Source organism: Pseudomonas sp. CFBP 5748 (genome assembly GCF_053850495.1).
On the sequence record NZ_JBSPTN010000003.1, the window covers coordinates 258,584 to 277,905 of the forward strand.

Here is a 19,322-nt window from a genome sequence, read left to right on the forward strand (position 1 = left end):
CAGCAATGGGAGCATCCCTGCCATTGGGCTGCACCCACATCACGCCTGAGTTGTTGCCGTTGGTGGAATTGACCCAGGCGCAGATCGACCGCATCGTCGCCAGCGTCGAGGGCGGCGCGGCCAACGTGCAGGACATCTATCCCCTGGCGCCGTTGCAGGAAGGCCTGTTCTTTCACTATTTGTTGCAGGACGAAGGCGACACCTACCTGCTGCACACCACCCTGGCCTTCGCCGACGAAGCCCGGCTGGACGCTTTTTGCCTGGCGCTGCAACAAGTCATCGCCCGCCACGACATTTTGCGCACCGCCCTGGCCTGGGAAGACCTGGAGCAACCCGTGCAGGTGGTTTGGCGGGAGGCGCCGCTGCCCATCGAGATCCTGCGCATTACCGAAGTCGATGCGCTCGCTCAACTACAGGCCCACACCAATCCCCGGCAGCGACGCCTGGACATCCGCCAGGCGCCGCTGCTACGGGTGGTGAAGGCGTTCGACGCCGGCCAGCAACGTTGGTTGCTGCAGGTCTTGCACCATCACCTGGTGCTGGACCACACCACCCTGGAACGCATGGTCGAGGAAATCGTGCTGATCCAGCAGGGCCGCGCGGCGCAGTTGCGCGCACCGGTGCCGTTCCGGACCTTCGTCGGGCACGCCCGGCGCGGCCAGGACAGTGCCCGGCAGCAGGCTTTTTTTCAAACCATGCTTGCCGACGTCAGCGAACCCACCGCCCCGTTTGGCCTGCTGGATGTGCAAAATACCGGCGAAATCGACGAGGCCTACGGGTCGCTGGACCCAACGCTGGCGCTCGCCCTGCGCCAGGCGGCGCGGCGCCATCAGGTGAGCGTCGCCAGTCTGTTTCACCTGGCCATGGCGCTGGTGTTGGGCAAGGCCACCGGTCGCGCCGACGTGGTATTCGGCACAGTCTTGCTCGGTCGTTTGCAAGGCGTGCAAGGCGCCGATCAGGCGTTGGGGGTTTTCATCAATACCTTACCGCTGCGCATCGGCTTCGCGCAGACCTCGGTAAGCGACAGTCTGCAACGTACCCATCAGGCCTTGCTGGCGTTGCTCGAACATGAGCACGCACCGTTGACCATGGCCCAACGCTGCAGCGGCGTGCCGGCCAGCACGCCGTTGTTTTCCGCGCTGCTGAATTTTCGCTACAGCCTGGAAGACACGCCACACCAAAGTGTCGAGGGCATGCAGGTGCTGAGCAGCGCCGAACGCACCAACTATCCCTTCACTGTTTCGGTGGACGACCTTGGCCAAGGCTTCGGCGTGACTGCGCAAATTGCCGGTTCGGTGGGGGCGCAACGAGTCTGGTCCTTCCTGCACCGTACCCTCGTTAGCCTGGTCGAAGCCCTGGATCACAACGCGCAACAGCTCGCCCAAACCCTCGACATCCTGCCGGCGGACGAGCATCAGCGCTTGGCCCGCTTCAACGCCACGCAGCGTACGCAGCCCGAACGTGCCTTGCTGCACCAGCGGTTCGAAGCACAGGCTCGCTTGACCCCGGAGGCTGAGGCGGTGCGGTGCAAGGGGCGCGTGCTCAGCTACGGACAGCTCGACCGCCAGGCCAATCGCCTGGCCCGGCAACTGCAAGCACTGGGTGTCGGGCCCGAGACACGGGTCGGTGTTCACTTGCGCCGCTGTCCGGAATTGATCGTCGCGCTGCTTGCCGTGCTCAAGGCGGGCGGCGCGTACGTCCCGCTGGACCCTGCCTACCCGACTCAACGCCTGGCCTACATGCTCGACGACAGTGCCCCCGTGGCGGTGCTGACGATGGGCGACGCGCCGCTGGGCCTCACCCTCGCCGATACCTGCCGGCGGCTCAATGTCGACGAGGCGTTGCACACCGGCGACACGACGCCGTTGGCTGTGGCGTTGGAGGGCAGCCACCTGGCCTACATGATCTACACCTCCGGCTCTACCGGGCAACCCAAGGGGGTGATGATCGAACACCGCAACGCGCGCAATTTCCTCGACTGGGCCCTGCGTAGCTTTAGCGCTGAAACCCTTGCCCACAGCCTGTTCAGCACCTCGATCAACTTCGACTTGTCGGTGTTCGAATGCTTCGCACCGTTGTCCTGCGGCGGCTCCCTCGAACTGGTCGACGACGCCCTTGCCCTGCTCGAGCACCGTCCCGCCCTGAGCCTGCTCAACAGTGTGCCCTCGGCCGTTGACGCCTTGCTGCGCGCCGATGCGCTGCCGGGCTCGCTGGGCACCGTCAACCTCGCCGGCGAAGCGCTGCCACGACACTTGGTCGAGCGGCTGTTCGCCCATGGCGCGGTGCGCCAAGTCAACAACCTCTATGGCCCGACCGAGACCACGGTCTATTCGACCTGGGCCTCGATGGACCGCGCGCGCGGCTTTGTCCCGCACATTGGCCGGCCCATCGACAATACTCAGGTGCACGTGTTGGATGACGCGCGGCAACCACTGCCGGTGGGCGTGACTGGCGAGTTGTATATCGGCGGGGCCGGCGTGGGGCGTGGCTACCATCGGCGCCCCGAACTGACCCGCGAGCGCTTCCTGCCCGACCCGTTCAGTGCCGAGCCGACGGCGCGGCTGTACCGCACTGGCGACTTGGGCTTCTGGGACGCCCACGGCCAGTTGCATTACCTGGGGCGCAACGATTTCCAGGTCAAGATTCGTGGTTTTCGCATCGAACTGGGGGAAATCGAAGCGGCTCTGCTCGCGCTTCCACACGTGGCCGCCGCAGCAGTGCTGGCGGTCCAGCGTAATGGTCGCGAGCCCGCGCTGGTGGCCTATGCCGTGGCGACGGCGGACGCAGCGCCGTTGACCCCAACAGCGCTGCGCGAAGCCCTGGCGAGTCGTTTGCCGGGATACATGGTGCCAGCGCTGGTCATGCCCCTGGACGCGCTGCCCCTGACCCCCAACGGCAAACTCGACCGCGCGGCCTTGCCGGTGCCCGACGAAGACGCCTGGACCGCCCAGGCTTACGAAGCGCCAAGCGGTGAACAGGAAACGCTCATGGCCGAAATCTGGCGCGACCTGCTGGGCGTCGCCCAGGTGGGGCGTCATGATCATTTCTTCGAGCTCGGCGGACACTCGCTGCTGGCGGTGCAATGGGTCTCCCGGGTGCGCCAGCGCCTGGGGCTGGAATTGCCCCTGGCGACCTTGTATGCGCACCCGACCGTGGCCGCCCTGGCCAGCGTCATGGGCAATGCGACGCGCAGCGCCCTGGCGCCGATCACGGTGCTGCCGCAGAGCGTTGCGCGTCCCTTGTCGTTTGCCCAGCAACGTCTATGGTTCATCGCCCGCCTGGATGAGCAGGCGAGCGCCGCCTACCACATCAGCGGCGCCCTGCGCCTGGATGGCGAACTGGACGAAACGGCGCTGCGCAACGCCTTGACGCGCATCGTCGAACGCCACGCCGTGCTGCGTACCCGTTTCATCGAGCAGGACGCAGAAGTCCGCCAGGTCATCGACGCGCAGCCGCGCATGGCGTTCGCCCGCCTGGCGCTGGACGCTAGCGACCCGGCCCGCCTGCAACAAGTCATGGCCAGCGAAGCTGCCCAGCCGTTCTCATTGAGCGAAGGCCCGTTGCTACGGGTGCTGCTGGTGCGGCAGAACCCTTGCTGCCACGTGCTGCACGTGACCTTTCACCACATCATCGCCGACGGCTGGTCCATCGGGGTGCTGATCGACGAACTGTCAACCTTGTACAAAGCGTTCCGCCAGGGCGCGGCGGATCCGCTTCCAGCCCTGGCGATCCAATACGCCGACTATGCCGCCTGGCAACGCGACTGGCTGGCCGGCGAGCGTCGTACCGAGCAGTTGGCCTATTGGCTCGAACACCTGCGCGACGCACCTGAGCGGGTCGACCTGCCCAGCGATCGTCCACGGCCACCCCGCCAGGACTTCGCCGGTGCGCGGCTGACGGTCGCACTCGATGAGCCGACCAGCGCTGCGATCAAGGACTTGAGTCGCCGCCACGGCACGTCGCTGTACATGACCTTGCTGGCGGCCTGGGCGATAGTGGTCGGGCGCCTGGCCGGCCAGGAACGCGTGGTGATCGGCACCCCGGTCGCCAACCGCACACGCAGCGAAGTCGAACCGTTGATTGGCTTTTTCGTCAACACCCAGGCGCTGTGCATCGACCTGGCCGGGCAACCGGACGTCAGCCAGTTGCTGGCCCAGGTGCGTGAGCACGCGCTGCAGGCCCAGGCGCACCAGGACGTGCCGTTCGAGCATGTGGTCGAAGCCCTCAACCCGCCCCGCTCGCTGGCGCACAGCCCGGTGTTCCAGTTGATGTTCGCCTGGCAGAACGCTCCACGCAGCGCGCTGGACCTCGATGGCTTGAGCCTGACCAGTCTGGCCGCCGAGCAGGTCACCGCGCCTTTCGATCTGTCCCTGGAACTTTATGAGGCCGCGGGGCGCATTGTCGGTGGGCTCAACTACGCCACTGCGCTGTTCGATGCCGTCGGCGTGCATCGGCATTGGCGGTACCTGGTCAACGTCCTGCGCCAGCTGTGCGTCGACGACCGCCAACCGCTGGCCAGCCTGTCGTTGGTCGATGCCCAGGAGCGCGAGCACCTGCTGCACGGCCTCAACCCGGCGCCAACCGCCTACCCGCAGGCCGGCTGGGTGCACCAGCCGTTCGAACGCCAGGCGCTTTTGCAGCCCGACGCCATCGCGGTCGAACTGCATGGACGCGGGCTGAGTTACGCTGAGCTCGATCGCCAGGCCAATCACCTGGCCTGGCAGATGATCGAGCTGGGCGCAGGTCCCGGCCAACGCGTGGCGATCCATCTGCCGCGCAGTCTGGAGATGGTGTTGGCACTGGTCGCCACCCTCAAGACCGGTGCGGCCTACGTGCCGCTCGACCCGAGTCAGCCCCTCGCACGCCGGCAAGGCATCATCGAGGATTGCCAGCCGTGCCTGCTGCTGTGGGATGCGCTGGGCGTCGAGGTGTTGCAATGCGGCGACCGTTGCACGCCGCTGTCGGTGCGCTTGGCGGCAACGGCGATGCAGGCACCCTCCTCTCCATCGCTCGGGCAACCGAGCCCCGATGACCTGGCCTATGTCATGTACACCTCCGGCTCCACCGGCCTGCCCAAGGGGGTCGCCATGGGTCATCTGGCGCTGAGCAACCTGCTGGCCTGGCAGGCCGAACAGCCGTTGCCCGGCCCGGCTCGTACCCTGCAATTCGCCGCGCTGGGATTCGATGTCGCGTTTCAGGAGGTTTTCTCCACCCTGGGCAGCGGCGGTACCCTGGTGCTGTTGGACGAAGCCCAGCGCCTGGACCTCGCGAGCCTGCCGCGCTGGCTCGGCCAGGCGCGTATCGAGCGTTTGTTCCTGCCGTATATCGCCCTGGCAGCGATGGCCGACAGCTGGGCCGACGCCCCGCTTGAACTGCCCATGCTGCGCGACGTGATTGTCGCTGGCGAGGCGCTGCGCATCACCGGCGCGTTACGCACATTGTTCAGGCACCATCCCCGCGCGCGCCTGCACAACCACTATGGCCCGACCGAAACCCATGTGGTGTGTACCCACACCCTGCCCGACGATCCGGACCAATGGGCGGACGTACCGGTGATCGGACGGCCGATTGCCAACACCCAGGTGTGCCTGCTCGATGCCCATGGCCAATGGGTGCCCCAAGGCGTTGTCGGCGAACTGCATGTCACCGGCGTGGCCCTGGCCCAAGGCTACTTGAACCGTCCCGAACTGACCGCCGAGCGGTTTATCGAGTCCCCGTTCGACGCCACCCCCGGCGCGCGCCTGTACAAGACCGGCGACCTGGCTCGCTGGACCGCCGAAGGGACGCTGCAGTACCTGGGGCGCAATGACTTCCAAGTGAAGATTCGCGGTTATCGGGTTGAACTGGCCGAAGTGGAAAGCCGCCTCGATCAATTGCCCGGGCTGCGCGAGTCGGTGGTCGTCGTGCTGCCGGCGGACCACGGCGACCCGCGCCTGGTTGCCTATTTCAGCGCCGAGCAGACCTTGTCGCCGCTGGACCTGCGCAGCCAACTGAGTGAGCGCCTGCCCGAGTACATGTTGCCCAGCGCCTTTGTACAACTGCATGTCCTGCCGCTGACCAGCAATGGCAAGGTCGATCGCCAACGTTTGCCGGCGCCAGCCCCCGAGGCGTTTGCGCAAACGGAATATAGCCAGCCCGAGGGCGAGCTGGAAATGACCCTGGCGGCGATCTGGAGCCAATTGCTGGGTGTCGCATCCATCGGTCGCGAAGACGATTTCTTCGCCTTGGGCGGACACTCGCTGCTGGCATTGCGGTTGCTCGCTCAAGTGCGCCATCGACTGGGCCTGGAAGTGCCGCTCTCGACGATCTTCGCCCAACCGCGCCTGCGCGCGTTGGCGGCAGTGCTGGCCGATGCCGGGCGCAGTCGCTTGGAACCGTTGCAGGAAGCCGACCGCAGCCAGCCCCTGCCACTCTCGTTCGCCCAGCAAAACCTCTGGCTGATCCAGCAACTCAACCCGGACTCGACAGCAGCCTTCAACATGCCGGCGGGCTTGCGCCTGCGCGGCAAGCTCGACATCGAGGCGCTGCGCCGCACGCTGGATCGTATCGTGGCGCGCCACGAAAGCCTGCGGACCCGGTTCGTGAGCCTGGCCGGCCAAGCGCGGCAGGTGATCGACCCACCACGGGCGATAGCCCTGCAGGTGCTGGACCTGAGCGCGCCCGGCGCGGCGGATTGGCAGGTGCTGTGCGCCGAGGAAGCTGGCCGGCCGTTCGACTTGACCTGTCAGTGGCCGATCCGCGCACGCCTGTTGCGCCTGGATGTCGACGATCATGTCTTGCTGGTGACAGTGCATCACCTGGTTTCGGACGGCTGGTCCATGGGTGTGCTCACCGACGAGTTCTCCCGTCTCTACCGAGCCTTCAGCCAGGATCAGGTCGATCCCTTGGCGCCCCTGGCACGCCAGTACGGCGATTACACGCTGTGGCAACGCCAATGGCTGCAGGCGGACGAATTGCAACGCCAACGTGCCTATTGGAAGGCCCACCTGGACGGCGCGCCGACCTGCGTGACCCTGCCCACCGACCGCCCGCGTCCGGCTCGACAGGACTACGCCGGGGCGAGCCTGCCGGTGCGCATCGATGCCGAACTGAGCCATGGGATCAAGGCCCTCGGACGGCGCCATGGCACCACCTTGTACATGACCTTGCTGGCGGCCTGGGCCGTGGTGGTCAGCCGGCTGTCGGGCCAGGCCGAGGTGGTGATCGGCTCACCTGTCGCCAACCGCAACCGGGTCGAGCTGGAACCGCTGATCGGCTTCTTCGTGAACTTCCAGGCCCTGCGCATCGACCTGGGCGACGCGCCCCGGGTGAGTGCGCTGCTGGCCCAGGTCAAGAACCTGGCGCTGGCCGCCCAAGAGCATCAGGACCTGCCATTCGAGCAAGTGATCGAAGCGCTCAACCCACCGCGTTCGCTGGCTCATAACGCGATTTTCCAACTGATGCTGGCCTGGCAGAACGCTCCGCAGGGCAACCTCGACCTGGGCAACGGACTGCAATTGCACAGCGTCGGCGCGCCGGTCAGCACAGCCAAGTTCGACCTGGCCTTGGATGTCCATGAAGCGGGCGATGTCATCGAGGGGGGCTTCAACTACGCCACCGCGCTGTTCGATGCCGACACCGTGGCCCGTCACTGGCAGGCGCTGTTGGCCGTGCTGCGGGCCATGGTCGACGACGATCGTCGGGCCGTGACCCGCATCGACCTGCTCAGCCCGGCCGAGCGCGAGCAGTTGCTGCATGGCTTCAATCCGGCGCTGGCGCTGGAGGCCCCGTGCGGCGAACGATTGCACCAACGTTTCGAGGCCCAGGTCGCACGTCGTGGGGACGCCATTGCGCTCCAATACGAGAGCCTGACCCTCAGCTACCGGGCGCTCAACGAGCGGGCCAATCGCCTGGCCCATCGCCTGCGCGACCTGGATGTCGGCCCGGACAGCCGCGTGGCGATCCACGCCGAGCGCGGCATCGAAATGCTCATCGGCATACTCGCGGTCCTCAAGGCCGGAGGCGCCTATGTGCCGCTGGACCCGGTCTACCCGGCGCAGCGCTTGAACTTCATGCTCGACGACAGTACACCACGGGTCCTGCTGACCCTGGATGCGTTGCCTGAGACGCTGCAGGTCCCCGCGTCGTGCGCGGTGATATCCCTGGACCCGGACACCGGTGAATGGGGGCATTTGTCCAGCATTGACCTGGCAGCCGATCCGCGGGCCAGTGACACGGACCTGGCCTACATCATTTACACCTCGGGCTCGACCGGCGTGCCCAAGGGCGTAATGATCGAGCATCGCGCGGTGATGCGGCTGTTCAGCGCTACCGACGCCTGGTTCGGCTTCAACGACCGGGACGTCTGGACCTTGTTCCACTCCTTCGCCTTCGACTTCTCGGTGTGGGAAATCTGGGGTGCGCTGCTGCACGGTGGCCGGTTGGTGGTGGTGCCCTACTTGACCTCGCGCAGCCCGGAGGATTTCTACCACCTGCTCGTGGACGCTGGCGTCACCGTGCTCAACCAGACCCCTAGCGCCTTTTATACCTGGATGAAACAGACCCGCGCCGAACCCCATCGGTTGCGCTGCATCATCTTCGGCGGCGAGGCCCTGGATGCCGCCGCGCTGCGGCCCTGGTTCGAACGGCCAGACAGCCAGGCTACCCGCCTGGTGAACATGTACGGCATCACCGAGACCACTGTGCACGTGACCTACCAGCCGATCGAAGCCGCCGACTGCCACGCCCAGGCCGGACTGGCGCCGATTGGCCGGCCCATCCCGGACTTGCAGGTCTACCTGCTCGATGCCCACGGCGAACTGGTACCACGAGGCGTAGTCGGCGAGCTGCATGTCGCCGGCCCAGGCCTGGCGCGCGGCTATCTGAATCAACCGGCGCTCGATGCCGAGCGCTTCCAGCCGGCGCGCTTCCTCGGAAGCCAAGGCGAGCGTCTCTACAAGACCGGCGATCTGGCACGCTGGACCGCCGACGGCACCTTGCACTACCTGGGCCGTAACGACCAGCAGGTCAAGGTGCGTGGCTTCCGCATCGAACTGGGCGAAATCGAAGCTCGGCTGAGTGTCCTGGACGGCGTGCACTCGGCGGTGGTGCTGGCACGCCAGGACGATCCCGGCGATGCGCGCCTGGTCGCCTATCTGCTGGCCGAGCCGGGCCGGCACCTGGAGCCTGGGCAATTGCGCTCAGCACTGGCCGGGGAATTGCCGGCACACCTGTTGCCCAGCGCCTATGTGCAGCTGGAGCAATGGCCCTTGACCGCCAATGGCAAACTTGACCGGCGCGCCCTGCCGGTTCCCGATCAGCAAGCCTTGCAACAGCGTCCTTATGCGGCGCCACGCGGCACCACGGAAACGCGACTGGCGCAACTGTGGTCACGACTGCTAGGCATCGAGCAGATCGGTCGTGACGACAACTTCTTTGCCCTGGGCGGGCATTCGCTGCTGCTCGTGCAACTGCTCGACGGCTTGCGCGCGCAGGGAATGGACGTGGCCATCGACGCCCTGTTCAGCGCTGAAAGCCTCGCCGCACTGGCCTGCCAGGTGGTTACGCTGGACGTTGCCAACGTCGCAGCCCAAGGCCTGCTGTGCATTCGTGCCGGTTCGCCGGGCCGCGCACCGCTGTTTTTCATTCATGAAGGCACGGGCGAGGCGCTGCCGTATGTCCGGCTAGCGCAGCATCTGGACCCGGAATGGGGGATCTATGCCGTGCAGGCCGCCGCCGAGCTGGACGACGGCGTCGACAACACGACCTTGGCCAGACGCTACATCGAGCTGCTGCGCACGGTCCAACCGCACGGTCCCTATCAGCTCGCCGGCTGGTCGGCGGGCGGCGTGCTGGCCTATGAAATGGCCCGCCAACTGCTGGGCGAGGATTGCCCGGTAGCGTTCCTCGGGTTGATCGACAGCAGCCAGCCGGGCGCCCTGCGCGCCGCACCGTTGGCGCTGACCTTTGACGAAGCCGGCCTGCGCCAACAACTGATCGGGTACTTGGCGCACCACCGGATCGGCGAAAGCGCCGATGACCCTGCCCAGGACACCTGGCATGCCGAGCTCGACCTGAACGCGGTGATCGCTGCGGCCCAGGCACGGGGTTGGCTGCCAGCCGGTTTCGACCGCCAGGAACTGAGCCGCCGGGCCCGTCTCAACCTGAACCTGCGCAATGCCATGGTTCGCTATCGGCCGGCGCCGCTAGGTCTGCCCGTGCACCTGTTCCGTGCCACATCGGCGGGCCCTGCGGGAAGTGACTCGCGAGATCTGGCAGCCGACTGGCGCGCGCTGCTGGGGGCCGAGCTGATCGAGCAGCGCATCGACGGCGATCACTGGTCGATCATGCGCGACCCCGAGCATTTGCAACGGCTGGCGCAGGCCTTGGAGCAGGCGCTGGCGCGAGCCGAGCAGCGCCCTGCCGGTCCGTCGGGCGCGCGCGTCAGCCTGGTCTTGCAAACCGGCGCGCCGAACGCGCCCTGCCTGTTCATGATCCCCGGCGCCGGCGCGAATGTCGCCAGCTTCGTGCCCCTGGTCCGGCAACTGGACCCGCGACTGACGGTGATCGGCCTGCAAGCCCGTGGTTCCGACGGCCAGCGCGAGCCGCATGCCTCGGTGCAGGCTGCGGCCAGCGCTTATGTACGGGAAATCCGCGCGCAGGTTCCGAACGGTCCCTACTACCTGCTCGGGCATTCATTTGGCGGCTGGCTGGCCTTTGAAGTCGCCCGCCAATTGCACGCTGAGGGTACTCCGGTGGCACCGGTGCTGGTGCTCGACAGCCGCGCGCCTGGCACGCGGTTGGCCAGTGATCCGCGTGGGGCCCTGGCTCGCTATGTGGCGTTGCTGGAGATGGAGGCCGGGTGTGAGCTGGGCCTCGACGTCGACAGCCTGGCCCAGCTGGAACCGGACGAGCAATGCGCCCGACTGCTGGCGCGGATGCAAGCCGTCGGTTTGATGCCCGCGCAAGCCCGTGCCGATGCGTTGCGTGGCCCTTTGCGGGTGTTTTACGCCAACCTGGCGAAAGACTATCGACCGGCATCGGTCTATCCGGGCTCAGTGGTGGTGTTCAAGGCCGAGCGGGGTCGTGACGAAACCGCGGATGGCTGGGAGGCATTCGCCGGGAACTGTCAGCGCCACGTGCTTAAAGGGTGTGATCACCTGTCGATTCTCAAAGCGCCGGCGGCACAGGCTTTGGCCGAGTACCTAAAACACTATTGGCCCGTGCTGGAGGCGTTTCAAACCCATGAAAATTGAGCATTCGGTGCGGCCCTGGGTATGGGCGTGGGCGGGTCAGGTCGTCTCCACCTTGGGGTCGGCCCTTGCGGCCTTCAGCCTGGGCATCTGGTTGTTGCAGCAGCACGCCAGTGTGACGGATTACGCCCTGGTCATCGCGCTGTCTGCGTTGCCGGGACTGCTCCTGGCACCCGTGGCGGGCTGGTTGGTGGACCGCTGCGAGGCGCGGGCGATCCTGCTCGGCGTCGAGGCCGGCAGCGGTTTCGCGGCGCTGATCCTCTGGTGGCTGTTCGAGCAAGGCGAGCTGGAACGGTGGCAGGTGTATGCCTTTGCCGCCGTCAATTCCAGTGGCCAGGTCATGCGCATGCTCACTTGCCAGGCAGCGATCCCACGAATCTTGAGCAGTGCGCAAGCGATTGGCCGGGCCAACGGCCTGATGCAACTGATGGTCGGCTTGCCGCAACTGATCGCGCCCACCCTGGCGGCTCTGTTGCTGAACAGCGTTGGAGTCCCTGGACTGTTGTTGCTGGATGTCGGTGCGGTGCTGTTTTCCGCCGGCGTGCTCGGTTGGCTCGCCTGGGTGGCGACGGCGGTGCGCGCCACCGGCCAAGGGCGTGTCGTGGCCGTGGGAGGGTTGGCACCCGTCTTGGCGGTGCTGCGCGGGCGTCCGGCGTTTTGGGCGTTGCTTGCCTACCTGGGCGTCGAGCATTTGATGCTCGGGCTGGCCTCGGTCCTGTTGGCGCCCCTGGTTTTGGAGCGTTACTCGGTATTGGTGCTGGGCACGCTGATGACCTGCGGCGGCCTGGGCATGCTGGGCGGCTCATTGTGGGTGGTCGCCCGTCCACCACAGCGATTGATCCGCACGGTATTGCTCGCGGACCTGATGCTCGGCGTCAGCATCCTGGGCATAGGTGTCAGTACCTCGCCGGTGGTTTTGTATGCGGCGGCATTCGTAGCCTTTGGCTGCTTTTCACTGAGCACCAGCAGCGACCAGAGCTTTTGGCAACGCAGCCTGCCCAACGCCATCCTCGGTCGGGTACTGTCAGCCCGGCAGATGGTGTGCCTGCTGGCCCTGCCGCTCGGTGCGCTGGGCGCGGGCGCGTTGGCCGACGGTTGGGCGATTCCGTTAATGAGCCAAAGCAGCGAGCTGCAAGCCAGGCTGGGCCCCGTGCTCGGTATCGGCAAGGTCGGCGGCTTGAGCTTGCTCTTCGCAGTCGCCGGCCTGCTGTATGTGCTGCTGGCCGGCCTGGGATTGAGCATCACACCGTTTCGTCGGCTAGAGCCTGGGTGGGTTGCGTCCACCCAGGTCGTGGCCGAACCCGGGTGAACCGGCCAAGCCCCACAAGCCCGTGAGGCCATCGCCTCACGGGCTTGAACGCCTGGAACTCTGGATTGCAAAACCTTCACCCCGCTCACGACAGCAAGGCCGGGACCCGGGGCAATGCGCGTTTGTGGGCAGTCTTGAGGTAAGCGCGTTCGATGATCAGGCGCGCGTGCGCCGACACTTCTTCGCCCATCAGGTACGCATCGATTTCCTCGTAACTGCACCCATACGCCACTTCATCCAACTTGCCGGGTGCCAGGTCTTCCAAATCAGCGGTTGGGGCCTTGCGCACCAGGTGCGCGGGAGCGCCCATGGCGTCGGCCAGTAACCGCACCTGGGTCTTCGTCAGCCCGGACAGTGGTGCCAGGTCGCAAGCGCCGTCGCCGAATTTGGTGAAGAAGCCCATCAGCGCCTCAGCTGCATGATCGGTGCCGACCACCAACCCGTTGCTTATATTGGCAATGGCGTATTGCGCCAGCATCCGTGCCCGGGCCTTGACGTTGCCTTTGACAAAGTCGCTGAGTTCGGCCGAAGGCTGCAAGCCGTCGACTGCGATATTGGCCATCAGCCCGTCAACACACGCGGCGATGTTGCTGGTGGTGATCAAGTCCGGCTGAATGAAGTCCAGGGATGCCTGGGCATCTTGCTCATCTGCCTGGGTCTTGTACGGCAATCGGACTGCGATAAAACGCGCCAGGTAGTCTTCTCCCCGCAGTTGCTCCACCGCCAACTGGCACAGGCGGCCGGCTGTGAGCGAGTCGACGCCACCACTGATGCCGAGGACCAGAGACTTGCAACCCGACTCACGCAAAATCTGCTTGATAAACCCGACCCGACGGGCAATTTCAGTTTCTTCGCCACCCCGTGCGAGTTGGCGGTCGATGCCCAGTTCCCGGGCGATGCTTTCTTGCTCGAGCGAAGTCATATCAGGCTCCCAGCTGTGGATTGATCAGGGCGACGTTGAACACTTGGGCGGCGTAGCGCAGGAACGAGGCGTCTTCGCAAACGTTCTTGATGGGGTCATCGGAGAACTTCACCACCGGCTCGCCATGGACCCGGACCAACTTCATGACGATGCTCAGCGGTTCGACACCGTCCACATCGCAGGCCAGGCTGGTGCCCATGCCAAACCCGAATTTGGCCTTGCCGCGTACGTGACGCAGGATCGGCAGGCATTTTTCGAAATTGAGGCCATCGGAGAACATCAGGTCCTTGGTGCGCGGATCGACCCCCAGTTCCTTGTAACGCCCCAGCACCTTGTCAGCCCAGACGATCGGATCACCGGAATCCTGGCGCAGGCCGTCATAGAGTTTGGCGAAGTACAGGTCGAAATCCTTGAGGAAGAAGTCGGTGCTGATGCAGTCCGTAAGCGCGATACCGAGCCTGCCGCGATACTCGCGCACCCAGTTTTCCAACGCGGCGTTCTGGCTCTCGCGTAACCGTCCCAGTTGCTGATGCACCATCAGCCATTGGTGGGCCATGGTGCCAATCAGCGGCAGATCGAACTCATAAGCCAAGTGCGCGTTGCTGGTGCCGACAAAGACCCCAGGAAAATCGCTGCGCATGACATTCACCACTTCACGCTGGGCCCTGAACGACAGGCGCCGGCGGGTGGAGAAGTCGGAAACACGAAATTCGGCGAGTTCTTCACGGCTGGCATTTTTCTCCAGCCATTCGAACTTCTGGTACAGCTTGCGAGTCACATCGGCCAGCTCGACTTCGGGATACTTTTCGCGGTTGCGCAGTTCGCTGACCATCGCCAGTACCGGTTGCTCGAACATGATGCAATGCAACATCGGACCACGGACGCGGATGTGCAGTTGGCCGTCGACCTCCGAAACGTGGATGTAGCGCAGATTGAAGCGGAACAGGCCGAGAAACTGTTCAAAGTCCGGTGTCAGGTACTCACGGAAACGCTTGTTGAACAGAAACCGTTGCTCCCCTTCGCGTAGCTGCAATCCGGCGAGCTTTTCCAGCTCGACACGAATGTCCGGGATCAGGTGAGCGAGTCGCTCTTTGGAGCGCACGATGAACTGGTATTCCACCTCTACATTCGGGTGCTGGTGCAAGACCGCCTGCATCATGGTGAAGGTGTAGTAATCGGTATCCAGAAGACTCCGGATGACGCCATTGCTTGAATCGTATGCACTGTCCATGTTTCTTCCTTATGCACTTGCCAGGCGGATAGTTTCTTCGCGGGTCGCGGCAATCGAGACCCCCACTTGCTGCATGTCTTGAACGGCTTGGAGGGCGCCCTCCTCACTGATGGCCCGGCAGGCTGGGAGGTGGATGATCACCTTGAAGCCGGCGGCAGCCAGTTGCAGCGCGGTGGTCTTGACGCAGAAATCCAGCGCCAGCCCGCCGACAATGACTTGCTCCACGCCCAGACCTTTCAAGTACTCGATCACCCCGGTGGAAAGCTTGCCGTGCAGGTCGTGATAGCAGGCGCCGTAAGGGTGCAAGTCCGGCTCGACGCCCTTCCAGACGAAGTAGTCGTAGTCGTATGGGGTCGGCAACTCGTCCAACAGGGTGAAACCTTCGGTGCCAGGGACACAGTGGCTGACCCAGGTGATGTCGGCGTGCTCGAGCCCGGTCGGCACGAACATCTGTGAATGATCGGCGACCACCCATGGGGCCTGAGGCGAATGGGCGTCCTTGCTGCCGATGCGGAGGCTGGCCAGAGACGCGATGAAATTCAGCTCGCTGCCAATTTGATCGCCGCCAGCCACTGGCAGCTCATCAGGGCACAACGGTGTGAAGCTCTTTTGCGCATCAACATCGAAGGAAGCGGTTTTGCGGGTCAGGCTGTTCATCATGGCTCTCTCCTCTTCATGACCATAAAGTACATGACATGTACTTTTGAGACAAGCCTCGCTGACATGATTTTTTAGACATAGCATTTTTTGTTAAATAAATCGGTGGCGAACCAGGTACAGTTCCATCGAATGGCTTTTGATGCTAGGGTACATGTCGTGTACTAACAGGAGATAAGCCATGTTCGAAATAGCCCTCTATGGCGGCGCCTTCAATCCTCCTCACGCCGGTCATGCCCATGTGATGATCGAGGCCTCAACCCAGGCCAGACGGGTGCTGGTGGCCCCAAGCTTCAGGCATCCGTACGGCAAGCGAATGGTCGACTATGAAGTTCGCCTGAACTGGCTGGAATCGATCGTCGAGAACCTCCAGCCGCTGTGCTGCGCACCAGTGCGTGCAAGTCGGGTGGAGCAGGTGGTGGCGCGCGGGGTTGAAGGCCCGATTTACAGCTACACCCTCCTCGCCCACCTCGCTGACAGCCTGGCCCTGGACGGCAAGCAGATAGCCTTGGTGGTGGGTCAGGACGTCGCGGACCGGTTGCCGACCTTCTATCGCGGCCAAGCGTTGCTGGAGCGTTTTTCCATCCTTTGCATGGAGGAAAAGCTGCCTGTGCGCAGTACGGTGGTTCGCGAACGAATGGCTCTGGGCAAGCCGCTACCCATCCACTGGATGGCACCCGGCATGGATCCGTTAAACTATGACCTTTACGCTGCCCACGGAAACTGACATGCCGAATCCCACCGCCCCTGCGCGAGATTATTTGCACACCATCGACCTCTGTGTGCTGCGCTTCTGCCGGGAAACCCAGGCGCTTGAAATCCTCCTGAACCGACGGGAAGCCGAGCCGTTCGCCGGCCATTGGGCGCTGCCCGGGATCGTGGTCAATGGAGGGGTCGAAGACCTCACGCTGAGCGACGCGGTGGAACGCCTGCGTAACTCAAGCAAGGTAGGCATGCCGTTAGCCTGGATCGAACAAGTCGGCACCGTCGGCGACGCGTTCCGCGATCCGCGCTGCTGGTCATCGTCGACTTTCTATCTTGCCATTGTCAGCGATGCGGTCCAGCTCGCCGAACACCAAGGGTTTTTTCCCCTCAAAGGCGTAGCGGATGCCTCGATAAAACTCCCTTTCGATCACAACAGTCTGGTGGCGGCTGTCCAGGAGCGGTTGTTGTCCAAAGCCCTCTACAGCAGCCTGCCGCTGATGTTCCTGGGAACTGAGTTCAGCGCGCCGCAAGCCGTGGATATTTTCTCCCTGGTGCTTGAGCGCCCGGTGCTCAAGACCAGTATTCGCCAGCGTTTGCTGAAGATGACCGAAGCGGGTTACCTGCGGGAAACCGGCCGCAAAAAAAGCGGCCACGGCGGCCGCCCGCAAAGCACTGTGGAAAATCTCAAACCTGCCAGCCTGTACCTTTTCGATCGCTGCTTTCTGGAGTAATGCCCAGCATGAAGCGCGATCTGACGAGCCTCATCCGGGCAGCAGAAAATCCGGAGTCTGATAAAGACCCCGGATTACCCGGATTATTAACTCAATACAACATCGCGCATTGGCGGAATGTAGCCATAGTCATAGGCTTCCTGTACGAATGAGCGATCTCCCTTCAGCAGAATTTTCACCGTGGGTGCCTCCGTGCCGCCGATGCGGTAGTCATCGCCCGTGGTCGGCACACTGTCGATAAACGAGGTCACCAAACCATTGGGCATCACGCAGTGGGAATAGGTCTGGAAAGGCTGCGACGGCGGGTTACCCAGTACAAGGCCGGAAGCGTTCATCGGCGTGTAAGGGCCGAGCAAATGATCGCTGACAAAGCCGTAGACGCCATCGGGACCGGTGACACCGTCAGCGTAAGTAAACTTGTGGCTGATGGTGAACAGGTAATATTTATTATCCTGAAAGACATAATGCGGACGCTCGGTCTGATCATTTACACCGACTGCGGTGACCAAAGGTGGCAGTATTTCCCACTCATCACCCTTGAGGTCTTTGGCCACGGCCAAACCAATACAGCCCACTTGAAACCTTGCCCCACCCACCTCTTCATAACCCGGCGGCACCCGCCCAAGTTCGTCAGGACCAATTTTATGTGTGCCGCGCTCTCCAGCCACATTGCCTTCGAAGACCATATATAACTTGCCGTCATTGGGGTCTATGAATGGACTGGGGTCGCGGAAGTTCCACGTCGCGTTCTGGGCTTCCGTCTGGTAATACACACCATCAGCATCAAATAACGATTGGACTTTATTAAACCCTTGCAATTCAACGCCCTTCTCCGACGTCACGATCTGGCCTCTGACTTTGGCGATGGTGGCACCGGGCGTTACACAGGTGTAATACAGATCAATATCACCGTTGTTATTTAAAAGAACAGGTGTGCCTGCCCATTCACGAGTGGTTGGCGATACCCCTTCGGCCATGACACGGTCGCCGAAGATCCAGTCCTTGCCGGTTCGGGAATACCAGTAACAAATACGTGCGTGGCCATGGCGATCCTCCCAATCGCGCTTGATGTCATAGCGCCCGTTGGCATTGATGAACGCTGGGTCGTGGGGGCGACGATCTGCGGTCAGGGTAAAAATCACCGACCAGCCGTTGACCGATACCACCGTTCCATCCAGTTCACGCAAGGGCATGGTGTCCCAGATAAACACGCTGTCACTCATGACGGGGAAGTCAGGGTTTACTAACGGTTGCGTTGTAGTCGGGTCATTTTCATTAACTTTTAGCGCATCGGCCCGGGTCCAGCGCGTGGGTGATTGATTCGCAGGTTTCATGTTGATGTCCTTTTACTGACGCTTATTTTACAAGCGGGGTTTAGCGAAAGAATGCGACTTTTAAAATTGCAGCAAGGGCATAAAGATGGCCAGGCTCAATTCCAAGAGCACGAACCAAGGTTTAACATGGAAGCGATGATTTGCAAGATGAATATAATTTAATTGATAGAGGCCACTGCTTTGATGTTATTTGCGCATTAAACCAATGGCACACCCAAGGACTGAATCTTGTTAATTGGTCGATTTATAATGTAATAAAATTGAACTTACAGGTCGGTTGCCACCCCGTGCCCGCCTATTCTCCTGAAATAAATACTGCCGATGATGGCATTGGCGTGGTAAATCACTGGCTCGGCTTTGATTGGGAGAACACCATGGCAAACGCTGTAGTGCAGGATCATGTGGCAATCGTCAGTGGCGTTGGAAGTGAGATCGGCATTGGGATGGCAATTGCGCGCAGGCTTGGCGTTGCCGGAACCAAATTGATCATCACCGCCAGCAGCGCTCGCGTCTTTGATCGAGTCGAAGAACTGCGAGCCGAAGGCTTCGAAGTCGAAGGGCGGCCCGTCGACCTGACCGATGAAAACCAGGTGCGAGAGTTTAGTCTTTGGGCAGAGTCGCGCTGGGGGCGGATCGATATCCTGGTGAACAACGCGGGCATGGCCATGCAAGGTTCCCCAGAGGTTCTTTCTGAGCTGGCGATCATGGATCTGCAAGCCTGGAACCTTTCGCTGGCGCGAAATCTGACGACGGCTTTTCTGCTTACACGGGCTGTTCTGCCTGGTATGCAGGCTCGCCGTTACGGGCGCATCGTCAATATCAGTTCCACTACCGGCACTCGGTGCAGTAACCCCGGTGAAGCGGCCTACAGCGCCGCGAAGGCCGCAATGGTAGGCATGAGCATGGGCCTGGCGCTTGAAGTGGCCCGGCAAGGGATTACCGTGAACAGCGTTGCTCCCGGCTGGATCGCTACGGGGTCGAGTTCTCCCGAAGAAGTCGAGGCCGCCCGGTACACGCCGATGGGGCGGGCGGGACGTCCCGAAGAAGTGGCTGCGCTGGTTGCTTTCCTCGCATCGCCAGACGCGAGTTATATGAGCGGCGAAGTCATCGTGGTGGATGGCGGAAACTGTCTGGTCGAGAACAAGGCCCCTTGATCTGAGCACACGTTCTGTTCGCGGAGAGAGGCTATCGGCGCCTCTCTT

The 19,322-nt window shown here is 63.1% G+C and carries 8 protein-coding genes and 2 pseudogenes; 6 read left to right on the forward strand and 4 right to left on the reverse strand.

Going from position 1 to position 19,322, the window contains the following annotated elements; genetic code table 11:
- Nucleotides 1–5: 5 nt before the first annotated feature.
- From ACWNZ1_RS08725 to ACWNZ1_RS08735, 3 genes and pseudogenes are all read left to right on the forward strand, one after another.
- Nucleotides 6–9,518, forward strand: a pseudogene (locus ACWNZ1_RS08725) (amino acid adenylation domain-containing protein); the annotation flags it as partial.
- A 105-nt stretch (nt 9,519–9,623) separates the two neighbouring features.
- Nucleotides 9,624–11,234, forward strand: a pseudogene (locus tag ACWNZ1_RS08730) (thioesterase domain-containing protein); the annotation flags it as partial.
- A complete protein-coding gene (locus tag ACWNZ1_RS08735) occupies nt 11,224–12,540 on the forward strand; it encodes an MFS transporter (RefSeq protein WP_280944007.1) in 1,317 nt (438 codons plus the stop codon). The pseudogene ACWNZ1_RS08730 and the gene ACWNZ1_RS08735, both read left to right, overlap by 11 nt.
- An 85-nt stretch (nt 12,541–12,625) precedes the next feature.
- Here ACWNZ1_RS08735 and nadE read toward each other — a convergent pair whose 3' ends face one another.
- The 3 genes from nadE to ACWNZ1_RS08750 are packed head-to-tail and all read right to left on the reverse strand — an operon-like array spanning nt 12,626 to nt 15,350.
- On the reverse strand, nt 12,626–13,462 hold the full coding sequence (gene nadE, locus ACWNZ1_RS08740; protein ID WP_256452898.1) for an ammonia-dependent NAD(+) synthetase: 837 nt from the start codon (nt 13,460–13,462) through the stop codon (nt 12,626–12,628).
- Between the two features lies 1 nt (nt 13,463).
- Nucleotides 13,464–14,693, reverse strand: coding sequence for a nicotinate phosphoribosyltransferase (pncB, locus tag ACWNZ1_RS08745; protein ID WP_256452899.1), 1,230 nt, complete (start codon nt 14,691–14,693; stop codon nt 13,464–13,466).
- 9 nt (nt 14,694–14,702) lie between these two features.
- Nucleotides 14,703–15,350: an isochorismatase family protein gene (locus ACWNZ1_RS08750; protein ID WP_256454400.1), complete on the reverse strand. Its 648-nt coding sequence runs from the start codon at nt 15,348–15,350 to the stop codon at nt 14,703–14,705.
- 181 nt (nt 15,351–15,531) lie between these two features.
- Here ACWNZ1_RS08750 and ACWNZ1_RS08755 point away from each other — a divergent pair, with 181 nt between their 5' ends.
- Together ACWNZ1_RS08755 and ACWNZ1_RS08760 are read left to right on the forward strand one after the other, a co-directional pair.
- Nucleotides 15,532–16,077 (forward strand): adenylyltransferase/cytidyltransferase family protein, encoded by a 546-nt coding sequence (locus ACWNZ1_RS08755; protein ID WP_135845504.1) that lies wholly within the window; start codon nt 15,532–15,534, stop codon nt 16,075–16,077.
- Nucleotide 16,078: 1 nt separating this feature from the next.
- Nucleotides 16,079–16,786: an NUDIX hydrolase gene (locus tag ACWNZ1_RS08760; RefSeq protein WP_135845505.1), complete on the forward strand. Its 708-nt coding sequence runs from the start codon at nt 16,079–16,081 to the stop codon at nt 16,784–16,786.
- 86 nt (nt 16,787–16,872) lie between these two features.
- Here ACWNZ1_RS08760 and ACWNZ1_RS08765 read toward each other — a convergent pair whose 3' ends face one another.
- Nucleotides 16,873–18,120, reverse strand: a complete 1,248-nt coding sequence (locus tag ACWNZ1_RS08765) for a glycoside hydrolase family 68 protein (protein ID WP_256452900.1) — start codon at nt 18,118–18,120, stop codon at nt 16,873–16,875.
- Nucleotides 18,121–18,494: 374 nt separating this feature from the next.
- Between ACWNZ1_RS08765 and ACWNZ1_RS08770 the strand changes: the two genes are divergently transcribed.
- Nucleotides 18,495–19,274, forward strand: a complete 780-nt coding sequence (locus tag ACWNZ1_RS08770) for an SDR family NAD(P)-dependent oxidoreductase (RefSeq protein ID WP_135847996.1) — start codon at nt 18,495–18,497, stop codon at nt 19,272–19,274.
- The last annotated feature ends 48 nt before the right edge of the window (nt 19,275–19,322 follow it).

Excerpts from the sequence above, each read along its gene's own strand:
- ACWNZ1_RS08735 (WP_280944007.1), top strand. The coding sequence starts at position 11,224 with ATGAAAATTGAGCATTCGGTGCGGCCCTGGGTATGGGCGTGGGCGGGT.
- nadE (WP_256452898.1), bottom strand. The coding sequence starts at position 13,462 with ATGACTTCGCTCGAGCAAGAAAGCATCGCCCGGGAACTGGGCATCGAC.
- pncB (WP_256452899.1), bottom strand. The coding sequence starts at position 14,693 with ATGGACAGTGCATACGATTCAAGCAATGGCGTCATCCGGAGTCTTCTG.
- ACWNZ1_RS08750 (WP_256454400.1), bottom strand. The coding sequence starts at position 15,350 with ATGAACAGCCTGACCCGCAAAACCGCTTCCTTCGATGTTGATGCGCAA.
- ACWNZ1_RS08755 (WP_135845504.1), top strand. The coding sequence starts at position 15,532 with ATGTTCGAAATAGCCCTCTATGGCGGCGCCTTCAATCCTCCTCACGCC.
- ACWNZ1_RS08760 (WP_135845505.1), top strand. The coding sequence starts at position 16,079 with ATGCCGAATCCCACCGCCCCTGCGCGAGATTATTTGCACACCATCGAC.
- ACWNZ1_RS08765 (WP_256452900.1), bottom strand. The coding sequence starts at position 18,120 with ATGAAACCTGCGAATCAATCACCCACGCGCTGGACCCGGGCCGATGCG.
- ACWNZ1_RS08770 (WP_135847996.1), top strand. The coding sequence starts at position 18,495 with ATGGCAAACGCTGTAGTGCAGGATCATGTGGCAATCGTCAGTGGCGTT.